General features: G+C 56.3%; 16 protein-coding genes. 9 read left to right on the forward strand and 7 right to left on the reverse strand.

Translation table 11 applies throughout. The features are described 5' to 3' along the window. Positions 1-29: 29 nt before the first annotated feature. From ptsN to npr, 3 genes are read left to right on the forward strand one after another with little or no spacing between them, the layout of a single operon-like run. Positions 30-521 carry a PTS IIA-like nitrogen regulatory protein PtsN gene (ptsN, locus tag HWQ15_RS05405; RefSeq protein WP_063149061.1) on the forward strand — a complete coding sequence of 164 codons (492 nt, stop codon included), beginning with the start codon at positions 30-32 and terminating at the stop codon, positions 519-521. A gap of 45 nt (positions 522-566) precedes the next feature. Then, positions 567-1,421, forward strand: coding sequence for an RNase adapter RapZ (rapZ, locus tag HWQ15_RS05410; RefSeq protein WP_003861870.1), 855 nt, complete (start codon positions 567-569; stop codon positions 1,419-1,421). Beyond that, entirely contained in the window at positions 1,418-1,690 is a 273-nt protein-coding gene (gene npr / locus HWQ15_RS05415) for a PTS phosphocarrier protein NPr (protein WP_003861872.1), read from the forward strand. Before rapZ ends, npr begins: the two co-directional genes overlap by 4 nt. 39 nt (positions 1,691-1,729) lie before the next feature. On the opposite strand, the gene mtgA is transcribed toward npr, so the two are convergent. From mtgA to lptF, 5 genes are all read right to left on the reverse strand, one after another. Further along, complete coding sequence (mtgA, locus tag HWQ15_RS05420) at positions 1,730-2,455, reverse strand: monofunctional biosynthetic peptidoglycan transglycosylase (protein ID WP_045331541.1); 726 nt, start codon at positions 2,453-2,455, stop codon at positions 1,730-1,732. Then, entirely contained in the window at positions 2,452-3,105 is a 654-nt protein-coding gene (gene elbB / locus HWQ15_RS05425; RefSeq protein ID WP_063149060.1) for an isoprenoid biosynthesis glyoxalase ElbB, read from the reverse strand. Before elbB ends, mtgA begins: the two co-directional genes overlap by 4 nt. A gap of 232 nt (positions 3,106-3,337) precedes the next feature. Then, complete coding sequence (gene arcB, locus HWQ15_RS05430; protein ID WP_063149059.1) at positions 3,338-5,671, reverse strand: aerobic respiration two-component sensor histidine kinase ArcB; 2,334 nt, start codon at positions 5,669-5,671, stop codon at positions 3,338-3,340. 137 nt (positions 5,672-5,808) lie between these two features. Then, entirely contained in the window at positions 5,809-6,891 is a 1,083-nt protein-coding gene (lptG, locus tag HWQ15_RS05435) for an LPS export ABC transporter permease LptG (RefSeq protein WP_022649534.1), read from the reverse strand. Next, entirely contained in the window at positions 6,891-7,991 is a 1,101-nt protein-coding gene (gene lptF, locus HWQ15_RS05440) for an LPS export ABC transporter permease LptF (protein ID WP_023307066.1), read from the reverse strand. The genes lptG and lptF overlap by 1 nt, the downstream gene beginning before the upstream one ends. 265 nt (positions 7,992-8,256) lie before the next feature. Between lptF and pepA the strand changes: the two genes are divergently transcribed. The 5 genes from pepA (at position 8,257) to HWQ15_RS05465 (ending at position 14,915) form a co-directional block, all read left to right on the forward strand. After that, positions 8,257-9,768, forward strand: a complete 1,512-nt coding sequence (gene pepA, locus HWQ15_RS05445) for a leucyl aminopeptidase (RefSeq protein WP_003861882.1) — start codon at positions 8,257-8,259, stop codon at positions 9,766-9,768. A 118-nt stretch (positions 9,769-9,886) separates the two neighbouring features. After that, entirely contained in the window at positions 9,887-10,330 is a 444-nt protein-coding gene (gene holC, locus HWQ15_RS05450) for a DNA polymerase III subunit chi (RefSeq protein WP_003861884.1), read from the forward strand. Beyond that, entirely contained in the window at positions 10,330-13,185 is a 2,856-nt protein-coding gene (locus HWQ15_RS05455) for a valine--tRNA ligase (RefSeq protein WP_063149058.1), read from the forward strand. Before holC ends, HWQ15_RS05455 begins: the two co-directional genes overlap by 1 nt. A 123-nt stretch (positions 13,186-13,308) precedes the next feature. Further along, complete coding sequence (locus tag HWQ15_RS05460; protein ID WP_032626432.1) at positions 13,309-13,812, forward strand: GNAT family N-acetyltransferase; 504 nt, start codon at positions 13,309-13,311, stop codon at positions 13,810-13,812. An 83-nt stretch (positions 13,813-13,895) separates the two neighbouring features. Then, the gene (locus tag HWQ15_RS05465) at positions 13,896-14,915 is read left to right on the forward strand and encodes an NAD(P)-dependent alcohol dehydrogenase (protein WP_022649538.1); all 1,020 of its coding nucleotides are present in this window, start codon (positions 13,896-13,898) and stop codon (positions 14,913-14,915) included. A 43-nt stretch (positions 14,916-14,958) separates the two neighbouring features. Here HWQ15_RS05465 and HWQ15_RS05470 read toward each other — a convergent pair whose 3' ends face one another. Then, entirely contained in the window at positions 14,959-16,599 is a 1,641-nt protein-coding gene (locus HWQ15_RS05470; protein WP_058646873.1) for a dihydroxyacetone kinase subunit DhaK, read from the reverse strand. Between the two features lie 137 nt (positions 16,600-16,736). Between HWQ15_RS05470 and HWQ15_RS05475 the strand changes: the two genes are divergently transcribed. Further along, positions 16,737-18,239, forward strand: coding sequence for a helicase HerA-like C-terminal domain-containing protein (locus HWQ15_RS05475; RefSeq protein WP_063149056.1), 1,503 nt, complete (start codon positions 16,737-16,739; stop codon positions 18,237-18,239). Here HWQ15_RS05475 and HWQ15_RS05480 read toward each other — a convergent pair. Further along, on the reverse strand, positions 18,219-19,160 hold the full coding sequence (locus tag HWQ15_RS05480; RefSeq protein ID WP_139153376.1) for a TIGR01212 family radical SAM protein: 942 nt from the start codon (positions 19,158-19,160) through the stop codon (positions 18,219-18,221). The two genes, HWQ15_RS05475 and HWQ15_RS05480, sit on opposite strands and share 21 nt — an antisense overlap. Positions 19,161-19,596: the final 436 nt, after the last annotated feature.

Below are 19,596 nucleotides of genomic sequence, written 5' to 3' on the forward strand. Positions count from 1 at the left end.
ATTTGTACAGTTAGCGCTTAGGTGAAATTATGATAAACAACGATTCCGCTCTTCAACTGAGCAATGTCCTTAACCAGGATTGTACCCGCAGTGGCGTTCACTGCCAGAGCAAAAAACGTGCGCTGGAAATCATCAGTGAGCTGGCCGCAAAACAGCTGGGTCTGCCGCCGCAGATCGTGTTTGAAGCCATTCTGACCCGTGAAAAAATGGGCAGTACCGGCATCGGCAATGGCATTGCGATCCCGCATGGCAAGCTGGAAGAAGATACGCTGCGTGCCGTGGGGGTGTTTGTGCAACTGGAAACGCCTATCGCTTTTGACGCCATCGATAACCAGCCTGTGGATCTGCTCTTCGCGCTGCTGGTTCCTGCCGATCAGACCAAAACCCACCTGCACACGCTGTCGCTGGTTGCCAAACGTCTGGCGGATAAAACCATTTGTCGTCGACTGCGCTCAGCTCAAAGTGATGAAGAGCTTTATCAAATTATCACTGAAGCAGAAGGCAAACAGGATGAGGCATAATCGGGAAAGGGCCTTCAGAACGGCTTCCCTGAGGAGAAACGGAACATGGTGCTGATGATCGTCAGCGGTCGTTCGGGGTCCGGGAAGTCCGTGGCCCTGCGCGCGCTGGAAGACATGGGATTTTACTGCGTAGATAACCTGCCGGTAGTGCTGTTACCCGATCTGGCGCGGACGCTGGCGGACAGGCAAATCTCTGCCGCCGTCAGTATTGACGTGCGTAACATGCCGGAATCGCCGGAAATCTTCGAGCAGGCAATGAACAGCCTGCCGGAATGCTTCTCGCCTCAGCTCTTGTTCCTGGATGCTGACCGCAACACGCTGATCCGCCGTTACAGCGATACACGTCGTTTGCACCCGCTCTCGAGTAAAAATCTTTCGCTGGAAAGCGCCATCGATAAAGAGAGCGATCTGCTTGAGCCGCTGCGTTCCCGGGCCGACCTGATTGTCGACACCTCAGAAATGTCCGTCCACGAGCTGGCGGAAATGCTGCGTACTCGCTTACTCGGCAAGCGCGAGCGCGAACTGACGATGGTGTTTGAATCCTTCGGCTTTAAGCACGGTATCCCTATCGATGCGGATTACGTTTTTGATGTGCGTTTCCTGCCGAACCCACACTGGGATCCGAAACTGCGTCCGATGACCGGTCTGGATAAGCCGGTGGCGGCGTTCCTCGACCGACACACAGAAGTACACAATTTTATCTACCAGACGCGAAGCTACCTTGAGCTATGGTTACCTATGCTGGAGACAAACAATCGTAGCTACCTGACGGTGGCGATTGGCTGTACCGGCGGTAAACATCGTTCGGTCTACATTGCCGAACAGCTGGCCGATTACTTCCGCTCACGCGGGAAGAACGTTCAGTCCCGTCATCGCACGCTGGAAAAACGCAAAACATGACCGTAAAACAGACCGTCGAAATCACCAATAAGCTGGGCATGCATGCGCGCCCGGCGATGAAGCTGTTTGAACTGATGCAGGGTTTTGATGCTGAGGTGCTGCTGCGCAACGATGAGGGAACCGAGGCAGAAGCTAACAGCGTGATTGCGCTGCTGATGCTGGATTCTGCCAAAGGCCGCCAGATTGAAGTTGAAGCCACCGGCCCGCAGGAAGAAGAAGCGCTGGCGGCAGTGATTGCCCTGTTTAACGCCGGGTTTGACGAAGACTAACGTTCGCCATGTCGGCGGGTAGCGCTGCGCTTACCCGCCCTACATAAGATTATTTCGCTCCATAAACCCTTCCCCACCCAGCTGACGCATCTGGCGCATAATCCACGCCTGGCGGCTTCGCACGTAGCCTGACGGGGTGCTGGCCTTAAAACGCAGCGGGTTCGGCAGCACGGCGGCAAGGAGTGCCGCTTCGGACATAGTCAACCTGCTGGCGGGCTTGCCAAAATAGCGCTGCGATGCCGCTTCGACGCCAAACACGCCGTCACCAAACTCCGCGATATTCAGGTAGACGGTCAAAATGCGTTTTTTGCTCCACACCGTCTCGACGCCCAGCGTCAGCCCGGCCTCCAGCCCTTTTCTCACCCAGCTGCGACCGTCCCATAAGAACAGGTTTTTTACCGTCTGCTGAGAAAGCGTCGACGCGCCGCGGACGCGGTTTTCATGACGTTCATTATGATCCAGCGCCTTCTCGATAGCCGCCACGTCAAAACCCCAGTGCTCCGGGAATTTCTGATCTTCTGCCGCAATGACCGCCAGCCCCATCCACGGGGAGATTTCATCCATGCCGACCCAGTCTGAGTGGGCAACATAGCCAAAATCACCCGAGAGCCAGGCGCTAATTTGCCGCTCTGCCATCACGGCCGAGAACGGGACGGGCAGGATGCTGAACAGCGCAATGCCTCCGCCCCAAAAAACGGTCAGGACCAGCACAATACGCAGCAGGATCCGTTTTAACCACCCGCCAGGGGATAATTTACGGCTCATTCGGTAAGAACCAGCACTCTGTCCACCAGCTTTTCAATGCCTGCAGCAGCCTCGGCAATGTTCTGCGCCAGCATATACGCCGGCGTGGTGACGATTTTATTGTCCTCATCCACCACAATGTCGTCTACCGGACATGGCACGTGTTCGCCGCCCATATCTTCGACAATTTCAGCAGTATCAATGTCGGTTCCGATCGTGAGCCGCAGCGGGAAATCAAAAATTTTCGGCAGCATGGCTGGCGCAATGCAGATAAAGCCCTGCGGCTTACCTGCCGCATGCATCGCCAGCGATAGCGCTTTCAAATCGGGATCGACATGGCACGCCGCGCCTTGCGTTGCAAACGTGCTCAGGTTTTTCGCCGCGCCAAAGCCGCCCGGCACGATGAGCGCATCAAGTTCAGCGGCATCGGCCTGTGCCAGCGGATGAATATCTCCACGCACAATACGTGCTGCTTCAATCAGCACGTTACGGCTTTCCGCCATTGGCTCGCCGGTAAGATGATTAACCACGTCTGCCTGCGTTTTATCCGGAGCGAAGCAGATAACGTCGGCCCCCTGGCGCGATAATGCCAGCAGCGTTAATACGGTTTCATGTATCTCTGAACCATCGTAAACGCCACATCCGCTCAGCACGACACCCACTTTCTTCATTCTGACGATCCTTCTAAGCAACTCGCTGAAGCACATTAAAAATTCTGATTAAAACGCTATGCTTCACACATTTCACTGATTCATGTAACAAACTGTTTAAGATTTGCTATCTTATCTGCGTGCGGCCTCAATTTTCAGGCGGCGTCCATGCGAAAACAACCCACAAAAATCAGGCGCAGCCACGATTTCCCTGGTGTTGGCGCAGTATTCGCGCACCCCGGTATAGCCGGGGTCATTTTTTTCTGGCATCTACCCAGGCTTTCAGCACTGCCACATCGTTTTGCCACTCCTGTTTCATCTCTTCGACCCAATCACCTACGTTATCTTCCCAGGCAGGTAAATCAGGCGACTGAATCTGTTGGCCCAGTTGCTGGAGATGACGTAACCCGACCGATCCTGCCGCGCCTTTGATTTTATGTCCCTCTTCGACGATGCCCTTCTGGTCACGCGCCGTCAGGTTGGATTCGAGCACGTTCAGATAGCCCGGCATCATTTTTTCGAACACGGCCAGGCCATCGGTGATCAGTTTGGGTCCCACCAGATCGATATACTGCTCCAGCATGGCGGTATCCAGTATCGTTTGGGTTTTGGCGCTATCAACAGACGTCATGGTGCTCTCCTCTTCATCACAGGTATCCCAGAACTTCTTGATCATCGCCGTCAGGGCAGGTACTGCCAGCGGCTTGCTGAGCACGTCGTCCATACCGGCCTCGAGGTACTCTTTTTTATCTTTCAACACGTTTGCGGTCAACGCAACCAGCGGCGGCAACTCGTCAGGAGCATATTTGTGCGTCAGCTCGCGGGAGATATCCAGCCCGGTCATGTCCGGTAGCTGAATATCGAGCAGCACCAGGTCGTACTCGCCCGGCGTGAACATCTCCAGCGCGGCTTTGCCGGTCATCGCGACATCCACGCTGTTACCGAGTTTTTCCAGTACCGACCGGGCGACAATGACGTTCAGCTCAATATCTTCAACCAGCAGGACGTGCAGGGCTGGAAGCGGCATATCATCGTTCTCAAACGTATCTTCCACTTCTTCAGCAACAGCAGGGGCGTGGACGGTAAGCGTAAAGGTGGAGCCTTTACCCGGCTGGCTGGCAACGGTGATATCCCCACCCATACTTTTCGCCAGACGTTTCGACACCGCCAGGCCAATGCCCGTGCCGGTCGCCGGTTTACCGCCGTGGCTGTCTTTAACCTGATAATACATGGCGAAGATCTTATCCTGCTCATCCTGAGGAATGCCGATACCCGAGTCCTCAACTTCAAAGTGCAGCATGTCCCCCTCATCATAGCGAATGCGCACCGCAACCTGTCCCTTCTGGGTAAACTTCACGGCGTTGCTGATGAGATTCCACAGGATCTGACGCAGACGCGTGCCGTCCGTCACCACTTTATGCGGCAGCGGCAGCGTCGGTTCCATCACGAAGCTCAACCCTTTCTGCTGGGCCTGCAAACCTGACAGGTTCTCCAGGTCCGCGAGGAAGCCGGTAAAATCAACCGGCTGGTTGTCGAGCTGAACCTTACGGCGCTCCATCTTATCCATGTCGATAATATCATTGAAGATATTGCCCAGCGTGACCGCCGAAACGTGGATCGTTTTGAGGTATTTTTCCTGCTCGCTGGTCAGGTCGGTATCCAGCAGAATACGGCTCAGCCCCACGATACCGTTTAGCGGCGTACGAAGCTCATGGCTGATGGTGGAGATGAAGGTTGTTTTATCCCGGCTGGCGCGCTCCAGCGCATCCTGATATCGCTTACGCTCGGTGATATCACGGCCAAAGCCCATCAGACCATGACGTTTACCCACCCGGTCGTAATAAGGCACTTTGCGGATCTCAAAGCAGGCCTTGCGCCCGTCGGGATAATCCAGCCACTGCTCATAGGTCAACGAGACGTTATGACGGAACACCTTTTCATCCGTCTCCATCACTTTTGCTGCCGCCTCTTCGGAATAGACATCCTGAGGTTTCAGGTGTATCAGCTGCTTTTCGCTTTTCCCGGTCAACAGTTCCATGGCCCGGTTACAGCCGGAGAACTCTTTATCTTCATTACGGTAGAACACCAGATCCGGCGACGCATCGAGGAACGAGCGCAGGAAAGAGGATTGCTGTTCAAGCTGGATCTGCGTGACCTCACGCTCTTTCATCTCAATTTTCAGCTGCTCCAGCGTGGTCTGACGCTCGGCTTCCGCCTTCTCACGGTCTGAAATTTCCTGATTCAGCTGGGCAATGTTGTCCTTGAGCTGAACGTTGAGTTTAAGATCGCGCTCGCGCATCTCTTCCAGCTTATCCACCAGTTTCGATAAACGCTGTCGGGACTCTTCCAGCTGCTCAACCACCACGGAGAGGAAATAGACCGCCCATGGGGTGATCAGCAGGCCAAAGAAAATAGAGCGGATCACGTCGATGCTCTCGACCTGACCATGCAGAACCATGGTCACGGCCATTTGCACGACGATGGCCAGAACGACCAGCGCCAGCGCCAGCAGCATGGAAAAACGCACCAGCCCGAGCTTCATCATCAGGTCGACGTAGTACTGGGCCAGCATTCGAATTTGCTTCATAGAGGATCCCTTCACGACTTTATCGCTCAATAATACTCAAATTCACGGCGAGGCGTTGAAGGTTGTGAGAAAAAGTGCGGGGTGAAACAGGAGATTAGCCTCGCCCCCGGGCAAGCGGGAGCGAGGAAGAAGGTTTATCAGGAGCGTTTTAGCAGCATCCAGAGGCTGATCAGGAAGAAACTGGCGCTCGGCAACAGCGCGCCGATAATTGGCGGAATGCCATACACCAGCGTCAGCGGACCAAAAATCTGATCGAGGACGTAGAACACGAAGCCAAAGCTGATACCGGTTACCACGCGAACCCCCATCGGCACGCTACGTAGCGGTCCAAAGATGAACGACAGCGCCATCAGCATCATCACCGCCACGGACAGCGGCTGGAAGATTTTGCTCCACATGTTGAGCTGGTAACGCCCCGCATCCTGCCCGCTCGATTTCAGATACTTCACGTAGTTATGCAGACCGCTGATGGAGAGCGCATCGGGGTCAAGCGCCACGACGCCGAGCTTGTCCGGCGTCAGGTCGGTTTTCCAGGTACCGCTAACGGTCTGCGAACCGGTGATCTGTTTCGGGTTAGTCAGGTCAGATTCATCAACCTGGGATAACCGCCACAGCTTGTTGTTTGCATCAAATTTAGCAGAGGCGGCATAACGCACTGACTGCAAACGACGATCGTTATTGAAAGCATAGATACTCACGCCACCCAGCTCGTCATCCCCTTTCACGCGTTCGATATAGACGAAGTTCTGGCCATCTTTCGCCCATAATCCCTGCTGCGTGGAGAGCAGAGAACCGCCGTACATCGCCTGAGCACGGTAGTTACGCGCCATCTGTTCGCCCTGCGGCGCGACCCATTCGCCGATCGCCATGGTCAGCAGCACCAGCGGGATCGCGGTTTTCATCACCGACAGCGCAACCTGCATACGGGTAAAGCCCGATGCCTGCATCACCACCAGTTCGCTACGCTGAGCCAGCATCCCCAGGCCCAGCAGCGCACCCAGCAGGGCCGCCATCGGGAAGAAGATCTGCACATCTTTTGGTACGCTGAGCAGGGTGTACATCCCGGCGCCCAACGCGTCGTAACTCCCCTGCCCGGCTTTTTTCAGCTGGTCGACAAATTTGATAATGCCCGAGAGCGACACCAGCATGAAAAGGGTCATCATGATGGTGGTAAAAATTGTTTTACCGATATAGCGGTCAAGTACGCCAAACGCCTGCATTAGATGGCTCCTTTACGCGTAAACCGGGCACGAAGACGACGCACAGGCACCGTGTCCCACAAGTTGAGTCCGACTGCCAGCAGCAGATACAAACCATTCACGACCCAGGTCCAGATCATCGGGTCAATTTTACCTTTCCCGCCGTTAGACTTGATTGAGGTTTGCAGCAGGAAGAACACCAGATACAGCAGCATCGCTGGCAGCATCGACAGCACGCGGCCCTGGCGCGGGTTTACCACGCTCAACGGAACCACCATCAGCGCCATCATAAATACGGTGAATACCAGCGTGATACGCCAGTGCAGTTCAGCACGCGCACGATCGGTATCAGTATTCATTAAGGTGCGCATATCCATCTGCTCAGTATCCGTTGGATCGAGCGCGACGGCCTGGTGACCAATGATGGCCTGGTAGTTCTGGAAATCGGTGATACGGAAGTCACGCAGCATAGCCGTGCCTTCGAAACGCGTTCCTTTGTTCAGCGTGACAACCTGAGAGCCGTCTTTACGCTGCGCCAGCTGACCGGAATCCGCCACTACCACAGAAGGGCGAGCGTTACCTTTCGGGCGCAGTTGAGCAAGAAACACGTCATTGAAGCGGCTGCCATCGACGCTTTCGATAAACAGCACGGAGTTACCGTCGGTCGCCTGCTGGAACTGCCCCTGCGCCAGCGCCGCCAGCCCCGGGTTAGCTTTTGCTTCCGCCAGCACCTCATCCTGATGACGGGACGAGGTCGGCCCCGCCCACATGACGTTAACCGCGGCAACAATGCCCGTAAACAGCGCCAGCACCATGGCTGCCTTTACCAGTACGGCCTTACTGAGGCCGCAGGCATGCATCACGGTGATTTCACTTTCGGTATAGAGCTTACCCAGGGTCATCAGCAGACCAAGGAACAGGCTTAACGGCAGGATAAGCTGCGCCATTTCCGGCACGCCAAGCCCGAGCAGGGAAAGCACCAGATTCGTTGGGATTTCGCCATCAACTGCCGCGCCGAGGATCCTGACCAGCTTCTGACAGAAAAAGATCAGAAGGAGGATAAAGAGGATCGCCAGTTGGCTCTTCAGCGTCTCCCGAACCAGATATCTTATGATTATCACTTTAAATACGCCCGTTAAAACTCGTCTTATGCAGGAATTTAGCTTGTTTCATGGCTTAAACGTCATTTATTCTCTTGAGTCGTCGAAATCATCGCTAAGATTAAAAAACCCGGCGGATTCGCGCTTCATGACATTTATTGACGTGTCGAAACCGTAGTAACGTAAGATTAACACGAAGTCACCACAACGGCGGACATGAGTTACGAAAGGTTTCAATTCTATCCGTAGCCGCCGCCGTTGTCTTTAAGATTCAGGAGCGTAGTGCATGGAGTTCAGTGTAAAAAGCGGTAGCCCGGAGAAACAGCGGAGTGCCTGCATCGTTGTGGGCGTCTTTGAACCACGCCGACTCTCCCCGATCGCCGAGCAACTCGATAAAATCAGCGACGGCTATATCAGCGCCCTGCTGCGCCGTGGCGAACTGGAAGGCAAACCAGGGCAGACCCTGTTGCTGCACCACGTTCCAAACGTCCTGTCCGAGCGTATTCTGCTGATTGGCTGCGGTAAAGAACGTGAGCTTGATGAGCGCCAGTACAAGCAGGTTATTCAGAAAACCATTAATACACTGAATGATACTGGTTCGATGGAAGCCGTCTGCTTCCTCACGGAGCTGCACGTTAAGGGCCGCAACACGTACTGGAAAGTACGCCAGGCCGTCGAAACCGCAAAAGAGAGCCTCTACAGCTTTGATCAGTTGAAGACCACCAAAAGCGAGCCGCGTCGCCCGCTGCGTAAAATGGTCTTTAACGTGCCGACCCGTCGCGAGCTGACCAGCGGCGAGCGCGCCATTCAGCACGGTCTGGCGATTGCTGCCGGTATTAAAGCGGCAAAAGATCTTGGCAATATGCCGCCAAACATCTGTAACGCCGCGTACCTGGCGTCACAGGCGCGCCAGCTGGCTGACGCCTACAGCAAGAACGTCATCACCCGCGTTATCGGCGAACAGCAGATGAAAGAGCTGGGGATGCACTCTTATCTGGCGGTCGGTAACGGCTCCCAGAACGAATCCCTGATGTCGGTCATCGAATACAAAGGCAATCCGTCTGAAGACGCGCGTCCGATCGTGCTCGTTGGCAAAGGGCTGACCTTCGACTCCGGCGGTATCTCCATCAAGCCTTCAGAAGGCATGGATGAGATGAAGTACGACATGTGTGGCGCGGCGGCGGTTTACGGCGTCATGCGCATGGTCGCGGAACTTCAGTTGCCCATCAACGTGATCGGCGTGCTGGCGGGCTGCGAAAACATGCCTGGCGGCCGCGCTTATCGCCCGGGTGATGTGCTGACTACCATGTCCGGCCAGACCGTTGAAGTGCTGAACACCGACGCCGAAGGCCGTCTGGTGCTGTGCGACGTGCTGACCTACGTTGAGCGTTTCGAACCTGAAGCGGTTATCGACGTAGCTACCCTGACCGGCGCCTGCGTGATTGCGCTGGGGCATCACATCACCGGCCTGATGTCGAACCACAATCCGCTGGCGCATGAGCTGATCGGCGCGTCCGAACAGGCTGGCGACCGCGCGTGGCGTCTGCCGCTGGGGGACGAGTTCCAGGAACAGCTGGAGTCTAACTTCGCGGACATGGCGAACATTGGTGGTCGTCCTGGCGGCGCAATTACCGCAGGCTGCTTCCTGGCGCGCTTCACCCGCAAGTACAACTGGGCGCACCTGGACATTGCGGGGACCGCATGGCGCTCCGGTAAAGCCAAAGGCGCGACCGGACGTCCGGTGGCCCTGCTGTCGCAGTTCCTGCTCAATCGCGCGGGTTTTAACGGCGACGAGTGATGAAAAACGCCGGGTGGCGGCTTCGCCTTACCCGGCCTACAACGTCACTCAACCGTAGGCCGGGTAAGCGTAGCGCCACCCGGCTTTGCATTTAAATCCACGACAAGAAACCCCATATATGAAGAATGCAACGTTCTACCTTCTGGACAATGACACCCATCAGGATGGCCTCAGCGCCGTTGAACAACTGGTGTGTGAAATTGCCGCAGAACGTTGGCGCGCAGGTAAACGCGTCCTGATTGCCTGTGAAGATGAGCAGCAGGCGATTCGTCTGGATGAAGCGCTATGGGCGCGCCCGCCGGAGAGTTTTGTTCCGCATAACCTGTCGGGCGAAGGTCCACGCGGCGGGGCACCGGTGGAGATTGCCTGGCCGCAAAAACGCAACAGCAGCGCGCGCGACATTCTCATTAGCCTGCGGACAGACTTTGCAGATTTTGCCACCGCTTTCACAGAAGTGGTAGACTTTGTCCCTTACGAAGAATCTTTGAAACAACTGGCGCGCGAACGCTACAAAGCGTACCGCCTGGCCGGTTTTAACCTGAATACGGCAACCTGGAAATAATGGAAAAGACATATAACCCACGCGATATCGAACAGCCGCTTTACGAGCACTGGGAACAGCAGGGCTATTTCAAGCCTAACGGCGACGAAAGCAAAGAGTCCTTCTGCATCATGATCCCGCCGCCGAACGTCACCGGCAGTTTGCATATGGGGCATGCTTTCCAGCAGACCATCATGGATACCATGATCCGCTACCAGCGTATGCAGGGTAAAAACACCCTGTGGCAGGCGGGGACTGACCACGCGGGTATCGCGACCCAGATGGTGGTTGAGCGTAAAATTGCCGCTGAAGAGGGTAAAACCCGCCACGACTACGGTCGCGACGCGTTTATCGACAAAATCTGGCAGTGGAAAGCGGAATCCGGCGGCACTATTACCCGTCAGATGCGCCGTCTCGGCAACTCCGTGGACTGGGAGCGTGAGCGCTTCACCATGGACGAAGGCCTGTCCAACGCCGTGAAAGAAGTCTTCGTGCGCCTGTACAAAGAAGACCTGATTTACCGTGGCAAACGCCTGGTCAACTGGGACCCGAAACTGCGTACCGCCATCTCTGACCTGGAAGTGGAAAACCGCGAGTCTAAAGGCTCCATGTGGCACATCCGCTATCCGCTGGCCGACGGCGCGAAAACCGCCGACGGTAAAGATTACCTGGTGGTGGCGACCACCCGTCCGGAAACCCTGCTGGGCGATACCGGCGTGGCCGTTAACCCGGAAGATCCGCGCTATAAAGATCTGATCGGCAAATTTGTGGTGCTGCCGCTGGTGAACCGCCGTATTCCGATTGTGGGCGACGAACACGCCGACATGGAAAAAGGCACCGGCTGCGTGAAAATCACCCCGGCGCATGACTTTAACGACTATGAAGTCGGTCGTCGCCATCAACTTCCGATGATCAACATTCTGACCTTCGACGGCGATATCCGCGAAAGCGCAGAAGTGTACGACACCAAAGGCAACGAATCCGACGTTTATTCCAGCGACATCCCGGCTGAGTTCCAGAAGCTGGAGCGCTTTGCCGCGCGTAAAGCCGTCGTAGCCGCCGTTGACGCGCTCGGCCTGCTGGAAGAGATTAAACCTCACGATCTGACCGTGCCGTACGGCGACCGTGGCGGCGTAGTTATCGAGCCAATGCTGACCGACCAGTGGTACGTGCGTGCCGACGTGCTGGCGAAACCGGCTGTGGAAGCGGTTGAGAACGGCAGCATTCAGTTCGTGCCGAAGCAGTACGAAAACATGTACTTCTCCTGGATGCGCGATATTCAGGACTGGTGTATCTCCCGTCAGCTGTGGTGGGGTCACCGTATCCCGGCGTGGTACGACAATGAAGGCAACGTCTACGTTGGCCGCACCGAAGAGGAAGTGCGTCAGGAAAACAACCTGGGCGCTGACGTTGCGCTGCGCCAGGACGAAGACGTGCTGGATACCTGGTTCTCTTCCGCGCTGTGGACCTTCTCGACCCTCGGCTGGCCGGAAAACACCGACGCGCTGCGTCAGTTCCACCCAACCAGCGTGATGGTCTCCGGCTTCGACATCATCTTCTTCTGGATCGCCCGCATGATCATGATGACCATGCACTTCATCAAAGACGAAGATGGCAAGCCGCAGGTTCCGTTCCATACCGTTTACATGACCGGCCTGATCCGCGACGACGAAGGCCAGAAGATGTCCAAATCCAAGGGTAACGTTATCGACCCGCTGGACATGGTTGATGGTATCTCTCTGGAAGAGCTGCTGGAAAAACGTACCGGCAACATGATGCAGCCGCAGCTGGCGGAGAAAATCCGCAAGCGTACCGAGAAGCAGTTCCCGAACGGGATCGAATCTCACGGTACCGACGCCCTGCGCTTCACCCTGGCGGCGCTGGCCTCCACCGGTCGTGACATCAACTGGGATATGAAGCGTCTGGAAGGTTACCGTAACTTCTGTAACAAGCTGTGGAATGCTAGCCGCTTCGTGTTGATGAACACCGAAGATCAGGATTGCGGATTTAACGGCGGCGAAATGACCCTGTCTCTGGCAGACCGCTGGATCCTGGCGGAATTTAACCAGACGGTGAAAGCGTTCCGCGACGCGCTGGACAGCTACCGCTTCGACATCGCGGCAGGCATCCTGTACGAATTCACCTGGAACCAGTTCTGTGACTGGTATCTGGAGCTGGCGAAGCCGGTCATGAACGGCGGCACTGAGGCGGAGCTGCGCGGTACGCGTAATACGCTGATTACCGTCCTGGAAGGTCTGCTGCGCCTTGCGCACCCGATCATTCCGTTCATCACCGAAACCATCTGGCAGCGCGTGAAGGTAATTGCCGGTATAAACGCCGATACCATCATGCTCCAGCCGTTCCCGGCATTCGACGCCGCGAAAGTGGATGAAGCCGCGTCTGCGGATACCGAGTGGCTGAAACAGGCGATCGTTGCGGTACGTAACATCCGCGCGGAAATGAACATCGCTCCAGGTAAACCACTGGAGCTGCTGCTGCGCGGTTGCAGCGAAGCTGTCGTTCGTCGCGTCACCGAGAACAACACCTTCCTGAAAACCATGGCGCGTCTGGAAAGCATCACCGTGCTGCCTGCCGATGATAAAGGTCCGGTTTCCGTGACCAAAATTATCGACGGCGCGGAGCTGTTGATCCCGATGGCGGGCCTGATCGACAAAGACGCTGAGCTGGCTCGTCTGGCGAAAGAAGTGGCGAAAGTCGACGTGGAAATCGGCAAAATCGAAAGCAAACTGGCGAACGAAGGCTTTGTGGCCCGCGCGCCGGAAGCGGTCATCGCCAAAGAGCGTGAGCGTCTGGTTGCCTTCGCCGATGCGAAGACCAAACTGATCGAGCAGCAGGCGGTTATCGCAGCCCTGTAATGCTTTTACCCCTTACGCTTCAGGGCGTAAGGGGTATCCTTCCTGAAAACTCCTCGCTTGCACTCCCCTTTCTGTGGTGCTATTAACAGCAGTTGTGTGTCAATTTTTGTCATGAGTAATGCTATGAGCGTGATTACCCCCGTCGCGACGACAATGCGTCGGATCACTGAGCAGGACAACCCGGCTATCGCCGCCGTTATCCGCACGGTATCGGCCGAATATGGCCTGACCGCCGACAAAGGCTACACCGTGGCCGATCCCAATCTGGACGAACTTTTTCAGCTGTACAACCAGCCGGGCCATGCCTATTGGGTCATCGAGCAGGACGGCCAGGTCGTGGGCGGCGGCGGCATTGCCCCCCTGCTCTGCAGCGAGCCGGATATCTGTGAACTCCAGAAAATGTATTTCCTGCCAACGATACGCGGACAAGGCCTGGCGAAAAAGCTGGCGCTGGTCGCCCTGGAACATGCACGCTCACAGGGCTTTAAACGTTGCTACCTTGAAACCACCGCTTTCCTTAAAGAGGCCATTGGCCTGTATGAGCATCTGGGCTTTAAGCATATCGATGCGCCACTGGGCTGCACGGGCCACGTGGACTGCGAAGTCAGAATGCTGAAAAGTCTGTAAGTTTTGTTCCTGCCGTCTTCTGTTAAGCGTCTGTAAACTGAATGCTCTACACTCACAGTTCACACCAAAACAGGGGAAACGCGATGTCGAAGATAAAAAGCTACGCCGCACCGCAGGCGGGTGCAGAACTTGAGCTGTACGAGTACGATGCGGGCGAACTAAAAGCGGAAGACGTCGAAGTACAGGTGGATTACTGCGGGATCTGCCATTCAGACCTCTCGATGATCGACAATGAATGGGGCTTTTCCAGCTATCCGCTGGTTGCCGGGCACGAAGTCATTGGCCGCGTCGTGGCGCTCGGCAGCGCCGCGCAGGACAAAGGGCTGAAAGTGGGCCAGCGCGTGGGTATCGGCTGGACGGCACGCAGCTGCGGCCACTGCGACGCCTGTATTAGCGGTAACCAGATCAACTGCCTTGAGGGCGCTACGCCGACCATCCTGAACAAGGGTGGTTTCGCCGATAAACTACGCGCCGACTGGCAATGGGTTATCCCGCTGCCGGACAGCATTGATATTGAATCAGCAGGTCCGCTGCTGTGTGGCGGTATCACCGTATTTAAACCGCTGCTGATGCATCACGTAACTGCCACCAGCCGCGTGGGCGTGATCGGTATTGGCGGGCTGGGGCATATTGCCATCAAACTGCTGCACGCGATGGGCTGTGAAGTGACAGCGTTCAGTTCTAACCCGGCGAAAGAGCAGGAAGTGCTGGCGATGGGTGCGGATAAAGTGGTGAACAGTCGCGATCCCGAGGCGCTCACCGCCCTGGCAGGCCAGTTTGACCTGATCATCAACACCGTCAACGTCGATCTCGACTGGCAGCCGTACTTTGAGGCCCTGGCCTACGGTGGTAACTTCCACACCGTGGGTGCGGTGATGAAGCCGCTGCCGGTTCCGGCGTTTACCCTGATCGGCGGCGATCGCAGCGTATCCGGATCTGCTACCGGCACGCCATATGAGTTACGCAAGCTGATGAAGTTTGCCGGACGCACAAAAGTGGCGCCGACCACCGAACTGTATCCGATGTCAAAAATCAACGAAGCAATCCAGCACGTGCGCGACGGTAAAGCCCGCTACCGCGTAGTGTTGAAAGCGGATTTCTGATGTGAGTTTGCCGGGTGGCGGCTTCGCCTGACCCGGCCTACTTTCACTGCTGCGCCAATACGTTAAATACTTCCGCTACCGCGACCGCTCCCGGATCCATCACCCCATCCAGGTTCTCTTTATTGACATACGACGAGCGTCCCGCGCCGGCTTTCGCCATTTTTGCCGTTGCTTCGGCGCCCTGCTGCGCAGCCTGCGCCGCCGTCCGCAGATCGCCATCCCTTAACGCCTCCAGCGCCGGTTGCAGGGCGTCGATCAGCGTGCGATCCCCAAGATCTGCACCGCCATACTGCTTCATCTGCGCCAGTCCGCTCAACAATGCTTCTGGTAGCGGCTGTCCATCGTGAAGCTTTTGTCCTGCCGCCGTGAAGAAGATCGACATCAGCACCCCGCTCGACCCGCCCATTACCGTAGCCAGCCGCTCCCCCACCAGCAGGAGTAATGTCGGCACGTCGTTAAGGGGCAGGTTGTTCTCCTCAAGTCGCTGCGCAATATCCCGCGCCCCTTGCGCAAAGGTGGAGCCCGTATCGCCATCGCCTACTTTAGCATCCAGCGCGTTGAGGCGGTTTTCCAGCTGGATCAATGTCTTCGTTACCGAAGCGACGGCCTCGCTCACCTGCGGATTGTCCGATGGGGTATATTCCACGCGGTCACGAAGGGCGCTATGGGGGACGGTACGCAGGGGCGCGAACGCGACGGGCTTCTGCCAGCCCAGCGTCTCGACCTCGGCGTGAATCGCCTTCTCGAAGAAATCGTTGAGCTTCAGCAGCGTCAGAGAAAAGCCTTTCATATCCAGCGCACTCACCAGCGGCGCCGGGCCAATCAGATACGCTATGTTCTCTTTCAGCGCCGAATGCGCCAGCTCTTTGGTGAGCAGAGCCATCTCCAGCGCTGACACGCCGCCGAGGTTGTTGATCAGCACCGCAAAGCGCCCGTCACCCGCCTGCGCGCGTAACGGCGTCACCAGCGTGTCGATAATGGCTTTGCTGTTTTGCGTATCCACGACGGAAGCTCCCGGCTCGCCGTGAATGCCCAAACCCAGCTCGACATGGCCTTGTTTTATGCGCCCCTCTTCATCATCGCTGCCCGGCAGGTTGCACGTTTGCATCGCCACGCCCAGGCTCCAGAGGTTATCGCAGGCCTGTTGCGCTATATCCCGCACGTCGTTTAGCGATTTCCCCTGCTCTGCCGCATATCCCGCAATCTTATGCACCAGCGCCGTTCCCGCGATACCACGCGGCTGCTTGTTATCCGGCAGGGCAATATCATCCGCGACGATAACCATCTCCACCTTCAGGCCGTAGCGTTTGGCTTTTTCCGCCGCCAGGCCAAAGTTAAGCCGGTCGCCGGTGTAGTTTTTCACAATCAGCAGGCAGCCACGATCGCCCGTCACCGCCACAATGGCATTGAGGACCGCATCCACGCTTGGGGAGGCGAACAAATCGCCACACACCGCTGCGGTAAGCATGCCTTTACCGACGAACCCGGCATGTGCCGGTTCATGGCCGGAGCCGCCACCGGAGATCACCGCCACGCGGCTTTTATCCCAGTCGCCGCGTGCCACCACGCGGATGGCCGGATCGATATCCAGTTTGACGAGATTACCGTGCGGCGCGGAGAGAAGTATGCCTTCAATGGCATCGTTGACAAGCTGTTTGCGGTCGTTAAAAAAGAATCTGGACATAGTTTCCCAAAATTTTGTTTACCGTATGCAAAAGCATAGTCCGCACTGGATAATGCGCCGCAAAGTGAGGAATTTACGCAGACATTTTGCCGTCAGGTTGCCTATACTCCACCCAGGACTACGAGAGGACGTGCATCATGAGTACACCATTGTTAATCGCCAGGACGCTGGGAAAAGAGCTGTTTTTACTGCCCGCGATGGCGAACCGTCATGGCCTGATCACCGGCGCGACCGGGACGGGAAAAACCGTCACCCTGCAAAAGCTGGCTGAGTCGTTGTCCGAGGCTGGCGTGCCGGTATTTATGGCTGACGTGAAGGGCGATTTAACCGGGGTGGCTCAGGAAGGCACGGCGTCAGAAAAACTGCTCGAGCGCCTGAAAAATATCGGCATCACGGACTGGACGCCGCACGGTAATCCAGTGGTGGTCTGGGATATCTTCGGCGAAAAAGGGCATCCGGTGCGCGCCACCGTCTCCGACCTCGGCCCTTTGCTGCTGGCCCGTCTGCTTAATCTTAACGACGTGCAGTCCGGGGTGCTGAACATTATCTTCCGTATCGCCGACGATCAGGGCTTACTGCTGCTCGACTTCAAAGATCTGCGCGCCATCACCCAGTACATTGGCGATAACGCCAAATCCTTCCAGAACCAGTACGGCAATATCAGCAGCGCCTCGGTGGGCGCCATTCAGCGCGGGCTCCTGACGCTGGAGCAACAGGGCGCCGAGCATTTCTTCGGCGAGCCAATGCTGGATATCAAAGACTGGATGCGCACCGACAGCAGCGGCAAAGGCATCATCAACATTCTGAGCGCAGAGAAGCTCTACCAGATGCCGAAGCTCTACGCCGCCAGCCTGCTGTGGATGCTCTCTGAACTCTACGAACAACTGCCGGAAGCAGGCGATCTGGAAAAACCCAAACTGGTGTTCTTCTTTGACGAAGCGCACCTGTTGTTTAACGACGCGCCGCAGGTGCTGCTGGATAAAATTGAACAGGTTATCCGCCTGATCCGCTCCAAAGGCGTCGGGGTCTGGTTTGTGTCGCAAAACCCGTCGGATATTCCGGACAACGTACTGGGGCAACTGGGTAACCGCGTGCAGCACGCCCTGCGCGCCTTTACGCCAAAAGATCAGAAAGCGGTGAAAGCCGCGGCGCAAACCATGCGTGCCAATCCGGCCTTTGATACCGAAACCGCCATTCAGGCGCTGGGCACCGGTGAAGCGCTGATTTCGTTCCTCGATGCAAAAGGCAGCCCGACAGTTGTCGAGCGCGCGATGGTGATTGCGCCCTGCTCGCGCATGGGGCCAGTAACGGACGATGAACGCAACGGCCTGATCAACCACTCCCCGGTGTACGGGAAGTATGAAGACGAGGTGGATCGCGAATCCGCGTTCGAGATGCTGCAAAAAGGGGTGCAGGCGACTGCCGAATCGCAGAATGCGCCTGCCGCCAAAGGGCAATCTGTAGCCGTGGACGACGGCATTCTCGGCGGGCTGAAAGATATTCTGTTCGGCAGCACCGGGCCGCGCGGCGGCAAACGCGATGGCGTGGTGCAGACCATGGCAAAAAGCGCGACGCGTCAGATTACCAACCAGATAGTGCGCGGCATGCTGGGAAGTCTGTTAGGCGGCCGTCGCCGGTAGCGGTGGAACCCACGGGCGGCCAAGCGCCGACCCCTGTACGCCGTTCTCCTGTAGATAGCGGTCGATTTCCAGCATCCCCGTCCAGCGGTTCTCACACCAGAGCGGTGCCAGAAGCGTTGGGCGGCGGGCGCTTGCCGAGATGCGGTGGTAAACAATCTCCGGCGGCGTGTGGCGAATCATCTCCCCCGCCGTCACCGTATAGTCGTCGAGTTCGATACCACTTAACCGCCCCGCTTCCCAGGCTTTCGCCATAATGCTTCCCGTAACAATATGCAGCGGGTGCAGCTTAATGCCGTCCACGCCGGTCTCGACGACTTTTTCCAGCGTTTCAAGACCATGCTGCTGCCCTTCTCCCGGCAAGCCGACAATCAGATGCGAGCAGACTTTTAATCCACGCTCGCGGGCGAGACGCGTGGTGCGCTGGTAGCAGGCAAAATCATGCCCGCGATTGATACGGTGCAGGGTTTTGTCGTGCGCGGTCTGCAAGCCCAGCTCCAGCCAGATCTCGTAGCCCTTCTCTTTGTACTCGCTAAGTAAATCCAGCACGGCGTCCGGCACGCAGTCCGGACGCGTCCCCACGCACAGCCCGACAATGTTCGCTTGAGCAACCGTCTGTTGATACATAGCGCGCAGCACCTGCACCTCCGCCCACGTGCTGGTGTAGGCCTGGAAATAGGCCAGATATTGCTTCGCGCGGTTCACCAGACTCGCCTGATGGGCGAGCTGTTCAGCGATAGATTTATGCTGTTGAGCTTCATCAGCAAACGAGGCCACGTTACAGAAGGTGCAGCCACCACGCCCGATGGTGCCATCGCGGTTCGGACAGCTAAATCCGCCGTGCAGCGTCAGTTTGTGAACCTTTTGTCCGTAGCGCTGCAAAAGATCCCCACCAAACATATTGACTAATTTCTGTAACTGCATAATCTGATAGACCGTCCCGAAGAAAGGGGACAAGCCTGCCATTTTTAGCCTCTGTCGGCGATGACCTGGATCAATCGCCCTGGACGGCCTTTATCTATTTGAATAAATAATCACGATTACCGAGATTTCATTCACCCTGCACGTAATTACTTTTCCTTATGTTCTGATGGTTTTTTTCATTTATAGCGCCAGGTCTGAAAAACAGTGATTTTATGCGGGTTTGAATGCCACCCCAGATTATTATTCTGCTATAAATCTGCATTTCAGCACGCTGCATTGATAATACCGCTTTCATATAGTGAGTCAGATCACACTCCCCTGCACCTTCCCGGCGCTTTAAGTGGTTGTAAAAATAGTGAAATCATCAATAAAAACAACAATATGACCACTCTTTAGCACATTTTTGTATAAATAAGATTGCCATTTGACCTGTGTA

Source organism: Enterobacter sp. DSM 30060 (genome assembly GCF_013375955.1).
Classification (GTDB): Bacteria; Pseudomonadota; Gammaproteobacteria; order Enterobacterales; family Enterobacteriaceae; genus Enterobacter; species Enterobacter intestinihominis.

Bases quoted from the DNA above. Each gene is read 5' to 3' on its own strand.
- ptsN (WP_063149061.1), top strand. From the start codon at position 30: ATGATAAACAACGATTCCGCTCTTCAACTGAGCAATGTCCTTAACCAG.
- rapZ (WP_003861870.1), top strand. From the start codon at position 567: ATGGTGCTGATGATCGTCAGCGGTCGTTCGGGGTCCGGGAAGTCCGTG.
- npr (WP_003861872.1), top strand. From the start codon at position 1,418: ATGACCGTAAAACAGACCGTCGAAATCACCAATAAGCTGGGCATGCAT.
- mtgA (WP_045331541.1), bottom strand. From the start codon at position 2,455: ATGAGCCGTAAATTATCCCCTGGCGGGTGGTTAAAACGGATCCTGCTG.
- elbB (WP_063149060.1), bottom strand. From the start codon at position 3,105: ATGAAGAAAGTGGGTGTCGTGCTGAGCGGATGTGGCGTTTACGATGGT.
- arcB (WP_063149059.1), bottom strand. From the start codon at position 5,671: ATGAAGCAAATTCGAATGCTGGCCCAGTACTACGTCGACCTGATGATG.
- lptG (WP_022649534.1), bottom strand. From the start codon at position 6,891: ATGCAGGCGTTTGGCGTACTTGACCGCTATATCGGTAAAACAATTTTT.
- pepA (WP_003861882.1), top strand. From the start codon at position 8,257: ATGGAGTTCAGTGTAAAAAGCGGTAGCCCGGAGAAACAGCGGAGTGCC.
- holC (WP_003861884.1), top strand. From the start codon at position 9,887: ATGAAGAATGCAACGTTCTACCTTCTGGACAATGACACCCATCAGGAT.
- HWQ15_RS05455 (WP_063149058.1), top strand. From the start codon at position 10,330: ATGGAAAAGACATATAACCCACGCGATATCGAACAGCCGCTTTACGAG.
- HWQ15_RS05460 (WP_032626432.1), top strand. From the start codon at position 13,309: ATGAGCGTGATTACCCCCGTCGCGACGACAATGCGTCGGATCACTGAG.
- HWQ15_RS05465 (WP_022649538.1), top strand. From the start codon at position 13,896: ATGTCGAAGATAAAAAGCTACGCCGCACCGCAGGCGGGTGCAGAACTT.
- HWQ15_RS05470 (WP_058646873.1), bottom strand. From the start codon at position 16,599: ATGTCCAGATTCTTTTTTAACGACCGCAAACAGCTTGTCAACGATGCC.
- HWQ15_RS05475 (WP_063149056.1), top strand. From the start codon at position 16,737: ATGAGTACACCATTGTTAATCGCCAGGACGCTGGGAAAAGAGCTGTTT.
- HWQ15_RS05480 (WP_139153376.1), bottom strand. From the start codon at position 19,160: ATGCAGTTACAGAAATTAGTCAATATGTTTGGTGGGGATCTTTTGCAG.